Consider the following 15,511-nt stretch of genomic DNA (forward strand, 5'->3'; position numbering starts at 1 on the left):
GTTGTCAATAATAATATATTGTGAATTTATAGATCACCGCAGGAAGGCTTGTCTTTTCTGATTATTGGACACAAAGCTAAGGCTAGTGCCTTAGCAAGCGCGTTGTAACAACCTCCCGCTGCAATGCGCCCGCAAAGTGTAAATACGGCCAGCTCCCGAAGGGTTTGCCTCATAACGCGTGCTGGACTGCAAGGTGTGAACAATTCGACTCGTCGTCAATTGACCCGCTATAGACTGCCTCATCCATAGTTTTACCATTGCCAGCCCACGTTATGAGACAAACACATCTCACCTCTATTTACGAAATGAGTTCTGATCTTTGTTGAGGCATATGCAAACCACACCAGCAACCCCTTTAAGACGTGGTGTCGCAGAAAATGTGATGGCTGATAACTCCGTGATTACGGTGGCGTTTTTTGAGGGGGAAATTTTGAAGTTGTGAAGAATTATATGAACAGTGGGGGATTTAAACCATAGAGGTGCTTGGGAAGCTGCCGTTCTACCATTAAATTACATTCGCACACCTGAACAAATTACGGCTTTATTCTAGTGTAGTGCTTTGCAAATTCTTGAGCCATCAAGAATCGACTGTTACTGAGTTGTTCGATGAAGGCTGTAGATCGGACATTTCGCAAGCACCACACTAGCAGGAATTTTCTGGCTATTGCGACATGCATGGTGACTGTTTCCCACGGCCATGTTCTTGCAAGATGATGCATAGGGATTTCATTAAAATCAGTAGCAAAACAATTTCTCGCTGCATATGATAAATTCTAAGCTCGTACTGATTTTCACATCGCTTACCTGCCGGTTTTTACTACTTGAGAAATGACTGCTAACACTATTGTCACTACCTATCACGCCCTGTCTGCCATACCTGATGTCGCTACCTATCGTCATTTGCGTGTTGCGGCCGGCCTTAGCCCTAAAACGCAGGATGCTGCTGAGCGTGGTTTGCCAGGTAGTCTGTTTGCCGTACAGATACTGCAAGGCGATATAGTGGTGGGCATGGGGCGTCTGATTGGTGACGGCGGCTGTTTTTATCAGGTCGTGGATATCGCAGTCCTGCCCGAGCATCAGGGGCGCGGCCTGGGCAAGATGATCATGGGTGAGATCATGCAGCATATCGACCAGCATTTGCCAGACAGTGCCTATGTCAGTCTGATTGCAGACGGGCAAGCGCAAGACCTGTATGCGCAGTTTGGGTTCAAGCACACGGCACCACGTTCAGTCGGCATGGCGATCAAAGTCGCACGTGCATGAGGCTGATGTCTCTTTTTTTACAATGAATTCACGAATGAACCTAGCCTGAACTCTATGGAACAATTTCTGGCAAGCACTACCTATATTGATTGGCAACACCCGGCCGTACTGCGCCAGGCGCAACTATTGGCAGAGGGCAGCCAGGACGTGGAAGAGATAGCTCGCCGCTGTTTTCATTTTGTCCGTGACCAGATCCGGCATAGCTGGGATTATCGCCAGAACCCGGTCACCTGCAAGGCGTCTGAGGTGCTGGAACACGGCACTGGCTATTGCTATGCCAAAAGTCATTTACTGGCGGCGCTGCTCAGGGCGAATCAAATACCTGCTGGTCTTTGCTATCAGCGTTTAACAATCACTGAAGAACCGCCTTATTGCCTGCATGGTCTCAATGCGGTGTATTTGCCGGTGCATGGCTGGTACAGGGTCGATGCGCGCGGCAATAAGCCGGGTGTCGATGCCGCCTTTTGCCCACCGACAGAACAACTGGCATTTGCCATTGTCAGAGACGGTGAAAAGAATTTTGACCCTATCTGGGATGCACCGCATCCTGCTGTACTGAAGTCCTTGACGAGCTGTGCTACGGTAGAGCAGGTTATCGAAAACCTGCCTGATATCGTCCCCGGCACTGAACTACAATAGCAGACTGCGCATCAATCATTATTGGATTACAGACGGAGTACAGACATGACAGCAATTTATCCCTCTCCCGAAGTCGTGGTGCAGCGCCAGCTCGACGCCTACAATGCCCGCGACGTTGATGCCATCATGAAAACCTATGCGGCGCATGCCCTGCAGTTTGAATTTCCCGGCAAGCTGCTTGCCAGCGGCCATGCTGAAATTCGTGAGCGTATGGTGATCCGTTTCCAGGAAACCAATCTGTATGCAAAACTGGTCAGACGTGAAGTGATTGGCAATATCGTCATCGATTATGAAGATATTACCCGCACCTTTCCTGAAGGCACGGGCCGCCTGGAGATGATCGCTATCTATGAAGTTAAAGAAGGGCTGATACAAAGCGCATCCGTTGCGATTGGCGCCAAGACGCTGGATAGCTAATAGCGTTTACAGCGCTTTATGATAGGCGCGCAGGCATTGCGCTGTAAAATGGCGTTATCCCCATTTATCTTTGAATCGCCATGGCACGCCTGCAACTGCATTTTCCTGAGGACCAGTACTATTATTCAACCCAGTTGACGGTACGCGTCACGGATATCAATGGTGCCAATCACCTGGGTAATGATTCCATGATCTCCATGATTTCAGAAGCCCGTGCGCGTTTCCTGTATGAATTCGGGATACGTGAAACCGCCGCCAGCGGCAGCGGCATTATCGTGACGGACCTGGCAACTACCTATAAGGCAGAAGCGCATGCGCGTGACCAGTTGCTGTTTGAAGTCGGCGTCATGGATTTCAATCAGTATGGTGGCGACATCACTTTCCGCATCACGCGTCCGGCAGACCAGAAACTGATTGCCATGGCGAAATCAGGTTTTGTATTTTTTGATTACCGTGCCGGTCGTGTGGTGGAAATGCCGGAAGATTTCAGGGCAAAGTTTGCCAGAGTCAATTACCTGGCGTAATCAAAGCTTGACCTGGTTTTTGCTTGTGTATTTACCCAACTTATTTGCTCAACTTATTTGCCCAACTTATTTGGTCGGTTTTTTACTGATCGCATCCTGGCAAGCCGTGTACCATCGCCAGCGGCTACGCATCAGTGCGTACAGCATTTGATATTCCTCTTCTTCCGTACTGCTACGCGGGCTTTGTTCAAAAAGCTGTACAAAGCGCAACGAGATCACATTCGGGTTGGCGGCTTCTTTGGTAAGCTGAATTTCCCGCTGCAGATAGCGTTTTAGCTTCATGGGTGTTTTATCTGATCAATGTGCTTCATGTCGGGCTTGATCAATTAGTGCGGCAGGTCGGCGACATCATCGACAGGGAAGCGGATGGATGAACGTAGCAGGTGCCCCATGGGCATATTCAAATTGATTGCCTGTGGCGGGATAGGTCGCTGAAACCATTTTTCGTAGATTGCATGAATTTCTCCATCCAGCATGAGGCGGCTTAGTTCCCGGTTCACTACCTGTTTGAAGGCGGGGTCGTTCTTGCGGATGACGATGGCATAAGGCTCAGTCGATAGCGAGTCACCTACCACCTGGAAATCCGCAGGGTTTTTAGCCGATGCTTTCAGGCCGGATAGCAATACGTCATCCATGGCAAAGGCAGCTGCCACGCGTTGCTCCACCATGCCAAAGCCTTCTGCATGGTCCTTGCTTTCCAGCAGTTTCAAGTTGAGCGAACGAATTTGCCCGCGATCGGCCAGCGTCCTTGCATTGGTTGTTCCCCTGGTGGTGACGACGCTCTTGTCACGCAGGTCAGACCAGTTCTTGATGCCTGAATCTGCTCTCACCACCATTTTTGCACTGGCAATAAAATACGCAATGCTGAAATCAACCTGCTGCTTGCGTTCTGCTGTATTGGTAGTGGAACCGCATTCCATGTCTGCATCACCGCTGGCGATAAGCTGCAGACGGTTGGCCGGGGTTACCGGAACATATTTGACAGCCAATGTTGGTAGTTTCAATTCACGCCTGACTGCATCCACCACTTTCATACACAAGTCGATGGCATAGCCCACAGCTTGCTGATGGCCATCCAGATAGGAAAAGGGTATCGATGATTCACGATGTGCAATGGTGATGGTTTTCCGTTCGCGTATTGTACTCAGCGTATCCGTGGCATTGGCCATGACGGGAAGCGCACATACAAGCAGGGCAGCGGTCTTGCGGGCAAGAGTTGGCATACATATCTCCGTCAATGAAAATGCTATGGCACCAGTGTTCCAGATTTATTGTGTCTGCGTTGCAGATTCAACGCTGCTGGCTGCTGATTTCGGAACGCGCGACACAACTGCGCGCCAGTATGGTGGTGGGGTCCAATAAGGCAATGTGCGATCCCGCTATTGGAAAAGCCAGGTCCTGCTTCAACAATAAAGGTAGTTCTGTGCAGCCAAGGACGATGACAGTTGCCCCTCTTTGTACCAGGTGCAGTAAGGCAGCCATCAAATCATCCCGGCATGCACCCTCGGTATAGCCTGCCTTGATGCCTTCCGGGCCATAGATGGCATGCATGACCCTGCCTTGATGGTCGTCGTCAGGTACCAGCAATTCGAAAGCCTGCCCATTCGCTGCTTCATGATAGACGCGGCTGGCAATGGTACCCGACGTCGCCAGCAAGCCTGCTTTGACTCCTGGGGGAAAATGTTGGCTGATATAGGCAACGGTTTCTTCCAGCATATTGACGATTGGTATCGACAGGTGAGCCTGGATTCTTTTGACATAGGCATGGGCCGTATTGCAAGGGATGGCGATCAGTGCTGCGTCGTTTTCTTCCAGGCGCTTGCAGGCTGCATACAGGGCGATGGTAGGGTCTTCGCCATCTGCAATCAGGTTGGCGGTTCTGTCGGGTATTTTTGGATTATGCTCAACGATAATCTTGATGTGATCCTGATCGCGTGAGGCACTGGTGTTGTGGATGATTTTATTCATGAAATCAACCGTGGCGGCTGGCCCCACCCCACCCACCACACCAATTTTGAAGCTGCGCGGGATGGGTTTTTCCCTGTTTCTTAATGCATAATCGACATAGACTTGATTGGTATCGACAATGGGTATGCCGCGGCTACGCAGCAAATCTGCCACGATGGCAATATCGGTAGCACCAGATACGATGACATCCGCACCGCGGTCCAGCAAATGTACGCAGGCCTGATGCAAAAGATCAACAGCATCTCCCCGCAAGTTGCCCGCCTTGATGCCCTGGTCGCCATAGATGGCGTGCATGACGCAATGGGTTTGAATGGAATCTTCAGGGTAGCTCAGGCGGATGTCATGGCCTGAAAAAGCATTTTCAAAAAGCTTTTTGCTCTTGACATAATCAGATGCCAGGATGCCGATGTGACAGGCGCCTGTAAATTGTTCTTCCAGATGAAAACGCAAGGCATCCATGATATTGACGATGGGCGTCGTCACTTCGGTCTGCAGTTCCCGGATGAAGGTATGACTGATAAAGCAGGGTACCAGCACACTTTCGACATGGTGTTTTTCAAACTGCCTGATCATATCGAAAATGTATAATTTTCTTGCATTAAGATTGGGTTTTTCGCCACCCGAATTTTCATTGCCATCGAAGGGGTGTTGTTCGAAAAATAATTCATAATCTTCGGAAATACCTTCCCTGGCCAGGCTTCTGACAAGCTTGAAATAAACGTCCACGCCTGCCAGTGCGCCTAAGCCACCTATGATGCCTAGGCTGGTCTTGGGGTTTTGTGTACTCATGAAATTCTCGCTCGCCAATGGTTAGTGCTAAAGATAACTCAGCCACGTCCCAAGATTATGCAAATTCGGTCTAGCTTTATGTCATTGCCACATAGATAGGTTTGTGGCATCGCATTCGGATGAATTGCGGATATACAATGGCCAGGCAGGCATGGTAAAGCGTGATAGAACGTAATAAGCGCGGTGTGTTGAGTGATCAAATAACAGGGACACAATAGGGACACAACAGGGATACAACAGGGATACAACAGGAAAACAAATGGACATTAAATGGCTGGAAGATTTCTTGAGCCTGGCACAGACGCGGAATTTTTCGCGTACCGCTGACGACAGGCATGTGACGCAGTCTGCACTGAGTCGCCGTATCCGCGCACTGGAAGCCTGGGTAGGCGCAGACCTGGTGGACAGAAGCACTTACCCACTCATACTGACACCCGCTGGCAAGGTGTTCAGCAATTCGGCAAGCGAGGCCATGCGCTTGCTGAATGATGCCAAGGCACAATTGCGAGTGCGTGGACAGAATGAAAACCTGTTGCGCATTTCTGCTGGCCATACCCTGTCATTGAACTTTTTTCCCATGTGGCTGAACGGCATGCAGGCTCAGGCAGGTGATATCCATGCCAGCATCCTGCCCGCCAATGTGCATGATTCAGTGCTTTCTCTGGTTGAGGGCAACTGTGACCTGTTGCTGTCCTACTACCATGCCGAACTGCCGGTTGAACTGGATGCCTCGCGCTATGCCTTCGTCAGCCTTGGCAGCGAAGTGGTATTGCCAGTCTCCGTGCCTAATCGTGAAGGTGCACCGACTTATTCCCTGCCTGGCAGCAAGATTCACCCCATCCCTTGCCTGACCTATATCAAGGCTTCATTTTTTGGGCGGGTCGTCGATCGCATTTTGTCGAGAGCTGGGCAGACCTGCTATTTCACTTGCGCCTACGAAAGCGACATGGCCGAACTATTAAAGAGAATGGCCCTGACCGGCCACGGCCTGGCCTGGTTGCCAGAGAGCAGTATTGTTCGGGAATTGGCCGAGGGCCGCCTGGTGCGTGCCGGTGGCGATCAATGGTCGATGACCATGGATATTCGTTTGTATCGTTCCATGGACAATCAAAATGCCGCGCTTGACAGGCTTTGGCAACATTTACTGAATCGCTGAAGGCTTTTCATTTAGCCAGGCAGCCAGGCTACAAGCAGAAAATCACACGCATGCTGATTCGGAATACATGTATGTCGAATCAGAATAGATTCATTCAAATTCCTCCCTAAAATCCGGGCATGGGATGTTTGCCGGGCATTCGGCCCGCAGGCATATGACCAGACATGCTTTATTCAGGAGGTAATTTTGTCTTCTCTTTCAATCAGGATCGAGCATGATTTGCTCGGTGATCGCGCAGTACCAGCCGATGCCTATTATGGTATTCATACCTTGCGTGCACTGGAAAATTTCCCTATTACAGGCATACCTGTTTCCAGCTATCCAGATCTGATCGACGCGCTGGCCATCGTCAAACAGGCGGCGGTACAGGCGAATCAATCACTGGGCCTGGTCAGTGATGAGCATGCTGCCGCCATCACGCTTGCCTGCGAAAAAATCCGCCAGGGTCAATTCCACACCCATTTTGTGGTGGATGTCATACAGGGTGGTGCCGGTACTTCCACCAACATGAATGCGAATGAAGTCATTACCAATATCGCGCTCGAACATCTGGGTCATGCACGCGGCAGCTATGGAATTCTGCATCCCAATGAGCAAGTCAATTTCAGTCAGAGCACCAATGATGTGTATCCAACTGCCTTGCGTCTCGCCGCATACAAAGGCATTTTTCGCCTGATTGATGCGATGGAAATTTTGAAAATCGCCTTTAACAAAAAAGCGCAGGAATTTAAAGATGTACTGAAGATGGGGCGTACCCAACTGCAGGATGCCGTGCCAATGACACTGGGACAGGAATTCAGTACCTATGCCGTGATGATAGACGAAGACCAGGAACGCCTGCGGGAAGCCGCAAAACTGATGTGTGAAGTGAACCTGGGTGCCACCGCTATTGGTACCGGGATCAATACGCATCCTGATTACGCAGGCCGGGTGTGCCAGGCCTTACTGGAAATCAGTGGCATACCGGTGACGACGTCACCCAATCTGATTGAAGCAACCCAGGATGTCGGCTCGTTCGTGCAATTGTCAGGCGTGTTAAAACGTGTGGCCGTGAAACTGTCCAAAATCTGCAACGACCTGCGCCTGCTCTCCAGTGGCCCGCGTGCAGGCTTTGGCGAAATCAACCTGCCGGCGGTACAGGCCGGCTCCAGCATCATGCCCGGTAAGGTCAATCCTGTCATCCCGGAAGTCGTCAATCAGATTGCTTTTGAAGTGATAGGCAATGATGTCACCATCAGTTTTGCTGCAGAAGCCGGGCAATTGCAACTGAATGCCTTTGAACCCATCATCGCGCATAGCCTGTTCAAAAGTGCAGCACACCTGACCCGGGGTTGCCAGGTGCTGGCCGAGCGCTGCGTCGATGGCATCACAGCGAATCATCAGCGCTTGCGTGACATCGTTGAAAATTCCATAGGTATGGTTACCGCACTGAATCCTTACATAGGTTACAGCGCATCAACCGAGCTGGCACAAGAGGCGCTGTTGACTGGCAAAAGTGTCTATAAGCTGGTGCTGGAAAAGAAACTGCTGACAGAAACAGAACTGGCAGAAATATTGCAGCCACACAGACTGACTGCGCCACGTCGGATGCTGGCACCAGAAGTACCTTGATCCCTGGCTGTAATTCACATCAGTTTCCTGCAATTTTCCTTCTCATCCACCCGGTGAGAGTGAACGCTGCACAGGCTGATTTTTAATCCCCCTGTTCTGCACACATAAAATCACCAGACTCTGGCAGGCAGGGAAAATTTTTCTGGAGGAGATAGTAATGAAAAAAAATCGACTGACCACATGGATCATCGGCGGCATGATCCTGGGACTGATAGTGGGCTACCTGTGTCATTCGCAGGCACATGATGCTGCTGAAGCCAAAGTGATTGCGGGTTATTTTTCTGTAGTGACGGATATATTCCTGCGACTCATCAAGATGATTATCGCGCCGCTGGTGTTTGCCACCCTGGTGTCGGGCATGGCCCGCAGTGAACCGGGCTCGATCGGACGAATCGGCCTGAAAGCCATGACCTGGTTTTTAAGTGCATCGGTCATCTCATTGCTGATAGGCATGCTGTTTTCAAATTATTTTGAACCTGGGCGCTCCTTGGCTCTGCCTTTGCCTGATGCCAGTGCCACCACCAAACTGGCGACAGGGTCGCTGAACTTCAAGGATTTCCTGACGCATGTATTCCCGCGCAGCTTCTTTGAAGCGATGGCAGGCAATGAAATTTTGCAGATACTGGTGTTTTCCATCTTCTTTGGTTTTGCCCTGTCGTCGCTGCAAGGTAAAGGCCCGCGCGTGTTGGTGCATGCCATAGACGAAACGGCCAACACCATGTTGAAGATCACCGATTACGTCATGCGTTTTGCACCCATAGGTGTGTTTGCTGCGGTCGCGGCGGCGATTACCGTGCAGGGCCTGGATGTATTGACTACCTACGGAAAATTTTTGGGCTCATTCTTCCTGGCGCTGGCTGTATTGTGGCTGGTACTGATAGGCGTCGGTTTCCTGTTCCTTGGCCGGGATGTGTTCCGTCTTATTGGCCTGATCAAAGAGCCTATGATCATCGCATTTTCAACTGCCAGCAGTGAAGCGTCTTATCCAAAAACCATAGAACAACTGGAAAAATTTGGTGTCAGCAGCAAGATCACCGGCTTTGTCTTGCCGCTGGGGTATTCCTTCAATCTGGATGGTTCCATGGTGTACCAGGCTTTTGCAGTACTGTTCATTGCCCAGGCCTATGGCATACACATGAGCATCTCGCATCAGATCACCATATTGCTGGTGTTAATGGTCAGCAGCAAGGGGATGGCCGGTGTGTCGCGTGCATCGCTGGTGGTCGTGGCGGCAGTATTGCCCATGTTTAACTTGCCGGAGGCGGGCTTGCTGCTAATTATGGGTGTGGATCAGTTTTTGGATATGGGCAGAACCGCAACCAATGTACTGGGTAATAGCATCGCCACTGCCGTTGTCGCAAAATGGGAAGGGGTTGAAAAGGAAAGCCAGGTCATTCCTATGGAATCCGCAGCGCATGCCGAACACCTGCCTGTGCTGGCAAAAGTGGCTAATGGCTAAAAAGGTTTAAAATTTGATATATAAGGATGCAGGGGCATGTATGACATGCCCCTGTTTTTTGTGTACAGACGCAGATTACAGATACAGCATCTTTTGCCGTTCGTCCTCAGACGGCTCGATATCCCTGGCTTCATAATAAGCAAAGATGGCATCGACGATGTTTGCCGGTTCATCGATCAACTGAACCAGGTTAAGGTCACTAATATCTATCATGCCGTTGCCAGCCATCTGCACCTTGATCCATTCCAGCAGCCCGCTCCAGAAGCTGGTGCCAACTAGAATGACCGGGATATGGCGGGTCTTGCCAGTTTGTATCAGGGTTAACACTTCACTGACTTCGTCCATGGTGCCAAAACCACCTGGGTAGACCACATAGGCGTCGGCGTATTTGACAAACGCCACCTTGCGCGCAAAAAAATGACGGAAAGACAGGCTGATGTTTTGCCAGGGGTTAGTGCGTTGTTCGTGCGGCAATTCTATGTTCAGGCCAACCGAGGGTGATGCGCCCTCGAACGCGCCTTTGTTGGCTGCTTCCATGATGCCAGGGCCACCGCCAGAGATGACGGCAAATCCTTCGTCGGACAGGCGACGCGACAAATCCACACAACTGAGATAATACGGGTTGTCCGGCTTGATTCTGGCCGAGCCAAAAATGGTGACTGCCGGGCGTATTGTTGAAAGGCGCTCGGTGGACTCGATAAATTCTGCCATAATCGTGAACATATGCCATGATTCACGCGCTTTCAGCGAGGTTGCCTTCTCCTGATCGATAATCTGGCGCAATCTCGTTACATCTTTCCGGTTTCCGTTCATATGCAAAATACCCTCTTGTTAGTTGATGGCTCCAGCTATCTGTACCGTGCCTTCCATGCCATGCCAGACTTGCGCAACCCGCAAGGCGAACCGACAGGCGCCATCTACGGCATGATCAATATGTTACGCCGTTTGCGTACTGATTACCCGGCAGCATACATGGCCTGTGTTTTTGATGCAAAAGGCAAAACCTTCCGCGATGATCTCTACCCTGAATACAAGGCCCAGCGCGCCCCCATGCCAGACGACTTGCGCCTGCAGATAGAACCCATCCATGCCGCAGTCAAAGCCATGGGCTGGCCTATCCTGATGGTGGAAGGGGTAGAGGCAGACGACGTCATCGGCACGCTGGCGGTGGAAGCCACCAAGCTGGGCTTCAATACCATCGTCTCTACCGGCGACAAGGATCTGGCGCAATTGGTGAATGCCAATGTCACCCTGATCAATACCATGAGCAATGAAACGCTGGACGAACCCGGCGTGCTGGCCAAGTTTGGCGTGCCGCCAAACCGCATTATCGATTACTTGACCCTGATCGGCGACACCGTCGATAACGTGCCCGGTGTGACCAAATGCGGCCCCAAAACTGCCGTCAAATGGTTGGGCGAATATGACAGCCTGGATGGCGTCATCGCCAATGCCGACAAGATCAAGGGCGTGGTCGGCGACAACCTGCGCCAGGCGCTGGAATGGTTGCCGCAAGGCCGCGTGCTGATCACTGTCAAGACCGATTGTGACCTGGCCGAGCATTACGCTTCCATACAAGACAGCCTGGTGGCCAAAGAAGAAAGCCGCGAAGACATGCTTGCCTTCTTTAGCCGCTATGGTTTCAAGACCTGGCTGCGTGAAATTACCGGCGATGCTACCGCAGGCGCGACACCATTGCCTGCTGCCAAAGCCGCAAGCAGTGGCAGCAACCACGCCCAGGCCGGATTGTTCAATGATGATGCTTCGGCAGACGACAGTCAACCTGCTGTACCCGTCAATCAGAATTACGAAATGGTTCTGACTGAAGCCGCCCTCAATGAATGGCTGGCACGCATCAATGCCGCCAAGCTGACATCGGTGGACACCGAAACCACCTCGCTGGAACCGATGACGGCGCAACTGGTCGGTATTTCGTTATGCTGCGAAGTGGGTCATGCGGCTTACATTCCCGTTGCCCACAACTACCCCGGCGCGCCCGAGCAATTGTCGCGTGAATTTGTGCTGGGTAAACTCAAAGCCTGGCTGGAAGACGACAGCAAGGCCAAGGTCGGCCAAAACCTCAAATACGATAGCCACATCTTCGCCAACCAGGGCGTGCAATTGCACGGTATTGTGCATGACACCCTGCTTGAATCCTATGTGTTTGAATCACATAAATCGCATGACATGGACAGCCTGGCCATGCGTCACCTCGGTAAAAAAACCATCAGCTTTGAAGAAGTCTGCGGCAAAGGTGCCAGCCAGATCGGTTTTGATCAGGTAGATATAGAACGCGCTACGGCTTATGCTGCCGAAGATGCCGACATCACCCTGCAACTGCACCTGGCCATGTGGCCAGAAATTGAGCCAGATGCCAATCTGCTGCGCGTGTATCACGACATAGAATTACCGACTTCGGTCGTGCTGCAAAAGATAGAACGCAATGGCGTACTCATCAACAAAGACCTGCTGGAAACACAATCGCATGAAATCGGCATACGCTTGCTGGAACTGGAACAAAAGGCCTATGAATTGGCAGAACAGCCTTTCAATCTGAATTCACCCAAACAACTGGGCGAAATTTTCTTTGGCAAACTGGGCTTGCCCGTCGTCAAAAAAACCCCGTCCGGCGCACCCTCAACCGATGAAGAAGTCCTGCAAAAATTGGCCGAGGATTATCCCCTGCCCAAAGTCTTGCTGGAATACCGTGGCCTGGCCAAACTTAAATCTACCTACACCGACAAATTGCCCAGGATGGTCAACGTCAGTACAGGCCGCGTCCACACCAATTATGCGCAGGCCGTGGCCGTGACCGGCCGCCTGGCATCGAACGACCCCAACCTGCAAAACATCCCCGTACGCACGGCAGAAGGCCGCCGCATACGCGAAGCCTTTGTGGCTGCGCCCGGCAATGTCATCATCTCTGCCGATTATTCGCAGATCGAATTGCGCATCATGGCCCACATCTCTGGCGACGCCAGTCTGTTGGCTGCATTCGCCAACGGTGAGGACATTCATCGCGCCACTGCTGCTGAAATTTTTGCCGTACCGCTGACAGAAGTGAGCAGCGAACAACGCCGCTACGCCAAGGTCATCAACTTCGGCCTCATCTATGGCATGAGCGCCTTTGGTCTGGCAGGCAATCTGGGTATAGAACGTTCCGCCGCACAAAGCTACATCGACAAGTACTTCCAGCGTTACCCCGGCGTCGCCCAGTACATGGCCGACACCCGCACCAAGGCCAAGGCCCACGGCTATGTAGAAACCGTGTTTGGCCGCCGCCTGTGGCTGGCCGAAATCAATTCCCCCAACGGCCCCCGCCGCGCTGGCGCCGAACGCGCCGCCATCAACGCCCCCATGCAAGGCACTGCTGCCGACCTCATCAAACTCGCCATGATCGCCGTACAGGGCTGGCTGGAAACTGACAAACTGCAATCAAAAATGATTATGCAGGTACACGATGAACTGGTACTTGAAGTACCACAAGCCGAGCTGGAACTGGTCAAACAAAAATTGCCTGAGCTGATGGCGAATGTGGCGACACTGGATGTGCCGCTATTGGCGGAAGTGGGTGTGGGGGGGAATTGGGAAGAGGCGCATTGATATTAGGGCAATCGTCTTTACCGATAGTTAGCGAATCTCGCTGGCTCACTGCTTAGCAACCAGCATATTGAGCAGGTGCGATTCGGTCCTGGCTATTTAATTCTTTTACGTAAACTATGGCCAACCAAAAAAATTGCAAAGCCCAAATTTGTTATGGTAATCCAGTTACCGAAGAATGGGATCTGGTAGATATATTCGACGTCGTGCCATCGATTACGCCTGATGTTGCGGGTATGACGATTGAGGAAATTTATAAATGGCAAAGGGGAGAATGGCGTAAATTCAATCTTCCAAACGGAGAGGTAATTGAGGTGCAACTAGTCCACAATATGGAAGAGTGTACTTTCATTTTGAATGTAAGACAGGGTTCAGAATCATTGATGCAGATAATTTGCGATACTTTGACGAGCGTTATTTTTCACACGCTGAGTCGGGCAGTCATTCAAATTGGCTATGGCGCTCACCAAGACTAAGCCGGGTAGGTTGGGCTACGCTTCACCAGCCCAACACTTAGCCTGTGATCGACAAGACAAACCATGCAAAACCGAGAAAATAAATGCGTAATTTTACAGCAGTAGGAGCCGTTCAAGCGCCCAGTGTTGGGCTGATGAAGCGTAGCCCAACCTACAAAACTGGATAATCGTAACCGTCGTTCCCTGCATCAGGGTTTTACAGCACATCAAACCGCACCAGCGTATGATCCATGTCAAACAGTTCTTCATCGATGATGGACGCAATACTTTCCCAGTCGCCGCCAGCGAGACCAGCGCCTATTAGTGGATAGCCTATGCGCAAACCGGGAAATTCATCGCGTATCTTGGCAAAGACATTGCGTATAGCAACATAGTCGGCTTTCAAGCCCTTTCCGCGCCAGTCAAATTGTGTATAGGCATTGATAATGACGAACTCCTTGTTGCTGCGTTGTATGCATGCCTTGCTGTATGTGCCCAGCTTGGTGAGATCGGCGGGAAGGGTGGTCTTGTCAACGGCAAAAGCCTCGGGAAATTGTGTTTTGATGGTCTTGGCAATACCTGCGCCCATGTTGCAAAAACAGTTGCAGCCATGGACGATGACATCAAATTCGCCCTGCATGGCAAGATCCAGTAAATCACCTTTGAGTTCTTTCATATGGGCCTATCTAAGGTTGTAACTTTTCTGCTACCAAAGCGCTGATACAATTCCCGCGCCATACGCAATATCTCATCACGCATAGCCAGACGCTCTAGCCACGTTGCGGGTATGCCATCTACACCGTAATAGGCACCTGCGATCTGGCCAGTGATAGCTGCCGTTGTATCTGCATCGTCCCCCAGATTGGTAGCGGTGAGGATGGCATCTTTAAAATTGTCGGTATGTATGAAACACCACAGCGAAGCTTCGAGCGATTCGACGGAATAGCCGCTACCGCGTATTTCTGCACTGCTTTTTTTTAAGAAATCACCTTGGCTGATCGAAATGATTTTTGCTTCGGTTGGCTTGAATGAAAGGGCAGAAAATAAATTAGCTTTGGTACAGCCAGCAAATAGCCGACACAGTATTGCCGCCAGTAGCTGGCAGCTTTGTATCGCTTCTGGTGCTGCATGGGTAGTGCGTGAACTTTCGCCTGCGTAATGGATGGCCGCTTGCTCATCGGGATAAGCAAACATTACGACCGGGGCAAGTCGCATCAGTGAACCATTGCCGGCAGTGTCGGGGTGTTCTGCGCCACAAAAGGGTTCGCCGCTGCTTGCATAACGAGACAAAGCTGCGCGTACAGTATTACCGATGTCAAAGCAGATGCCAGTGGAACTCAGGTAACCCCATTTCCACCAGTTCAGATAACGTCCCATCTGGTCTTTTGCATCAAACCCATCTTTCGTCAGCAGGCTTTCTGCCAGGCAGAGTGCCATGGAAGTATCGTCCGTCCATTCACCTGGCAGTAAACCAAAGGGGCCACGACCGACCATATCAGTCACAGGCGTGAAGCTGCCTCTGGCAGAAAATTCTACCGTGGTACCAACTGCATCGCCGCATGCCAGGCCAGCCAGTGCACCCAGATAGCGTTGTTCTAGAGTGATGTTCATAGAAATTTTTCCGGTATAG

The 15,511-nt window shown here is 51.2% G+C and carries 15 protein-coding genes; 9 read left to right on the top strand and 6 right to left on the bottom strand.

Features of this window, described 5'->3' with window-relative positions:
- Nucleotides 1-828: 828 nt before the first annotated feature.
- From ACO0K9_RS06000 to ACO0K9_RS06015, 4 genes are all read left to right on the top strand, one after another.
- Complete coding sequence (locus tag ACO0K9_RS06000; protein WP_422982811.1) at nucleotides 829-1,263, top strand: GNAT family N-acetyltransferase; 435 nt, start codon at nucleotides 829-831, stop codon at nucleotides 1,261-1,263.
- 54 nt (nucleotides 1,264-1,317) lie between these two features.
- Nucleotides 1,318-1,902: a transglutaminase-like domain-containing protein gene (locus ACO0K9_RS06005; protein WP_422982813.1), complete on the top strand. Its 585-nt coding sequence runs from the start codon at nucleotides 1,318-1,320 to the stop codon at nucleotides 1,900-1,902.
- A gap of 45 nt (nucleotides 1,903-1,947) precedes the next feature.
- Nucleotides 1,948-2,319 (top strand): nuclear transport factor 2 family protein, encoded by a 372-nt coding sequence (locus tag ACO0K9_RS06010; RefSeq protein WP_422982815.1) that lies wholly within the window; start codon nucleotides 1,948-1,950, stop codon nucleotides 2,317-2,319.
- A gap of 80 nt (nucleotides 2,320-2,399) precedes the next feature.
- On the top strand, nucleotides 2,400-2,843 hold the full coding sequence (locus tag ACO0K9_RS06015) for a thioesterase family protein (protein ID WP_422982817.1): 444 nt from the start codon (nucleotides 2,400-2,402) through the stop codon (nucleotides 2,841-2,843).
- 66 nt (nucleotides 2,844-2,909) lie between these two features.
- On the opposite strand, the gene ACO0K9_RS06020 is transcribed toward ACO0K9_RS06015, so the two are convergent.
- The 3 genes from ACO0K9_RS06020 to ACO0K9_RS06030 all read right to left on the bottom strand — a co-directional run bounded on the left by ACO0K9_RS06020 (nucleotide 2,910) and on the right by ACO0K9_RS06030 (nucleotide 5,600).
- Nucleotides 2,910-3,125, bottom strand: coding sequence for a hypothetical protein (locus ACO0K9_RS06020; protein WP_422982819.1), 216 nt, complete (start codon nucleotides 3,123-3,125; stop codon nucleotides 2,910-2,912).
- A 44-nt stretch (nucleotides 3,126-3,169) separates the two neighbouring features.
- On the bottom strand, nucleotides 3,170-4,066 hold the full coding sequence (locus ACO0K9_RS06025) for an amino acid ABC transporter substrate-binding protein (protein ID WP_422982821.1): 897 nt from the start codon (nucleotides 4,064-4,066) through the stop codon (nucleotides 3,170-3,172).
- 67 nt (nucleotides 4,067-4,133) lie between these two features.
- On the bottom strand, nucleotides 4,134-5,600 hold the full coding sequence (locus tag ACO0K9_RS06030) for an aspartate/glutamate racemase family protein (protein WP_422982823.1): 1,467 nt from the start codon (nucleotides 5,598-5,600) through the stop codon (nucleotides 4,134-4,136).
- 259 nt (nucleotides 5,601-5,859) lie between these two features.
- Between ACO0K9_RS06030 and ACO0K9_RS06035 the strand changes: the two genes are divergently transcribed.
- From ACO0K9_RS06035 to ACO0K9_RS06045, 3 genes are all read left to right on the top strand, one after another.
- On the top strand, nucleotides 5,860-6,756 hold the full coding sequence (locus ACO0K9_RS06035) for a LysR substrate-binding domain-containing protein (RefSeq protein WP_422982825.1): 897 nt from the start codon (nucleotides 5,860-5,862) through the stop codon (nucleotides 6,754-6,756).
- A gap of 186 nt (nucleotides 6,757-6,942) precedes the next feature.
- Nucleotides 6,943-8,367, top strand: a complete 1,425-nt coding sequence (gene aspA, locus ACO0K9_RS06040; protein WP_422982827.1) for an aspartate ammonia-lyase — start codon at nucleotides 6,943-6,945, stop codon at nucleotides 8,365-8,367.
- A 157-nt stretch (nucleotides 8,368-8,524) separates the two neighbouring features.
- A complete protein-coding gene (locus ACO0K9_RS06045; protein WP_422982829.1) occupies nucleotides 8,525-9,826 on the top strand; it encodes a dicarboxylate/amino acid:cation symporter in 1,302 nt (433 codons plus the stop codon).
- A gap of 75 nt (nucleotides 9,827-9,901) precedes the next feature.
- Here ACO0K9_RS06045 and ACO0K9_RS06050 read toward each other — a convergent pair whose 3' ends face one another.
- On the bottom strand, nucleotides 9,902-10,639 hold the full coding sequence (locus tag ACO0K9_RS06050) for a TIGR00730 family Rossman fold protein (RefSeq protein ID WP_422982833.1): 738 nt from the start codon (nucleotides 10,637-10,639) through the stop codon (nucleotides 9,902-9,904).
- On the opposite strand from ACO0K9_RS06050, the gene polA reads away from it, so the two are divergent.
- A complete protein-coding gene (gene polA, locus ACO0K9_RS06055; protein ID WP_422982835.1) occupies nucleotides 10,640-13,429 on the top strand; it encodes a DNA polymerase I in 2,790 nt (929 codons plus the stop codon). It abuts the gene before it with no gap.
- Nucleotides 13,430-13,545: 116 nt separating this feature from the next.
- Nucleotides 13,546-13,902 (top strand): hypothetical protein, encoded by a 357-nt coding sequence (locus ACO0K9_RS06060; RefSeq protein ID WP_422982837.1) that lies wholly within the window; start codon nucleotides 13,546-13,548, stop codon nucleotides 13,900-13,902.
- A gap of 196 nt (nucleotides 13,903-14,098) precedes the next feature.
- On the opposite strand, the gene ACO0K9_RS06065 is transcribed toward ACO0K9_RS06060, so the two are convergent.
- Together ACO0K9_RS06065 and ACO0K9_RS06070 are read right to left on the bottom strand one after the other, a co-directional pair.
- Complete coding sequence (locus ACO0K9_RS06065; RefSeq protein ID WP_422982839.1) at nucleotides 14,099-14,557, bottom strand: macro domain-containing protein; 459 nt, start codon at nucleotides 14,555-14,557, stop codon at nucleotides 14,099-14,101.
- Nucleotides 14,554-15,492, bottom strand: coding sequence for an ADP-ribosylglycohydrolase family protein (locus ACO0K9_RS06070; RefSeq protein ID WP_422982841.1), 939 nt, complete (start codon nucleotides 15,490-15,492; stop codon nucleotides 14,554-14,556). Before ACO0K9_RS06070 ends, ACO0K9_RS06065 begins: the two co-directional genes overlap by 4 nt.
- Between the last annotated feature and the right edge of the window lie 19 nt (nucleotides 15,493-15,511).

Source organism: Undibacterium sp. Ji50W, assembly GCF_049340445.1.
GTDB lineage: Bacteria > Pseudomonadota > Gammaproteobacteria > Burkholderiales > Burkholderiaceae_D > Undibacterium.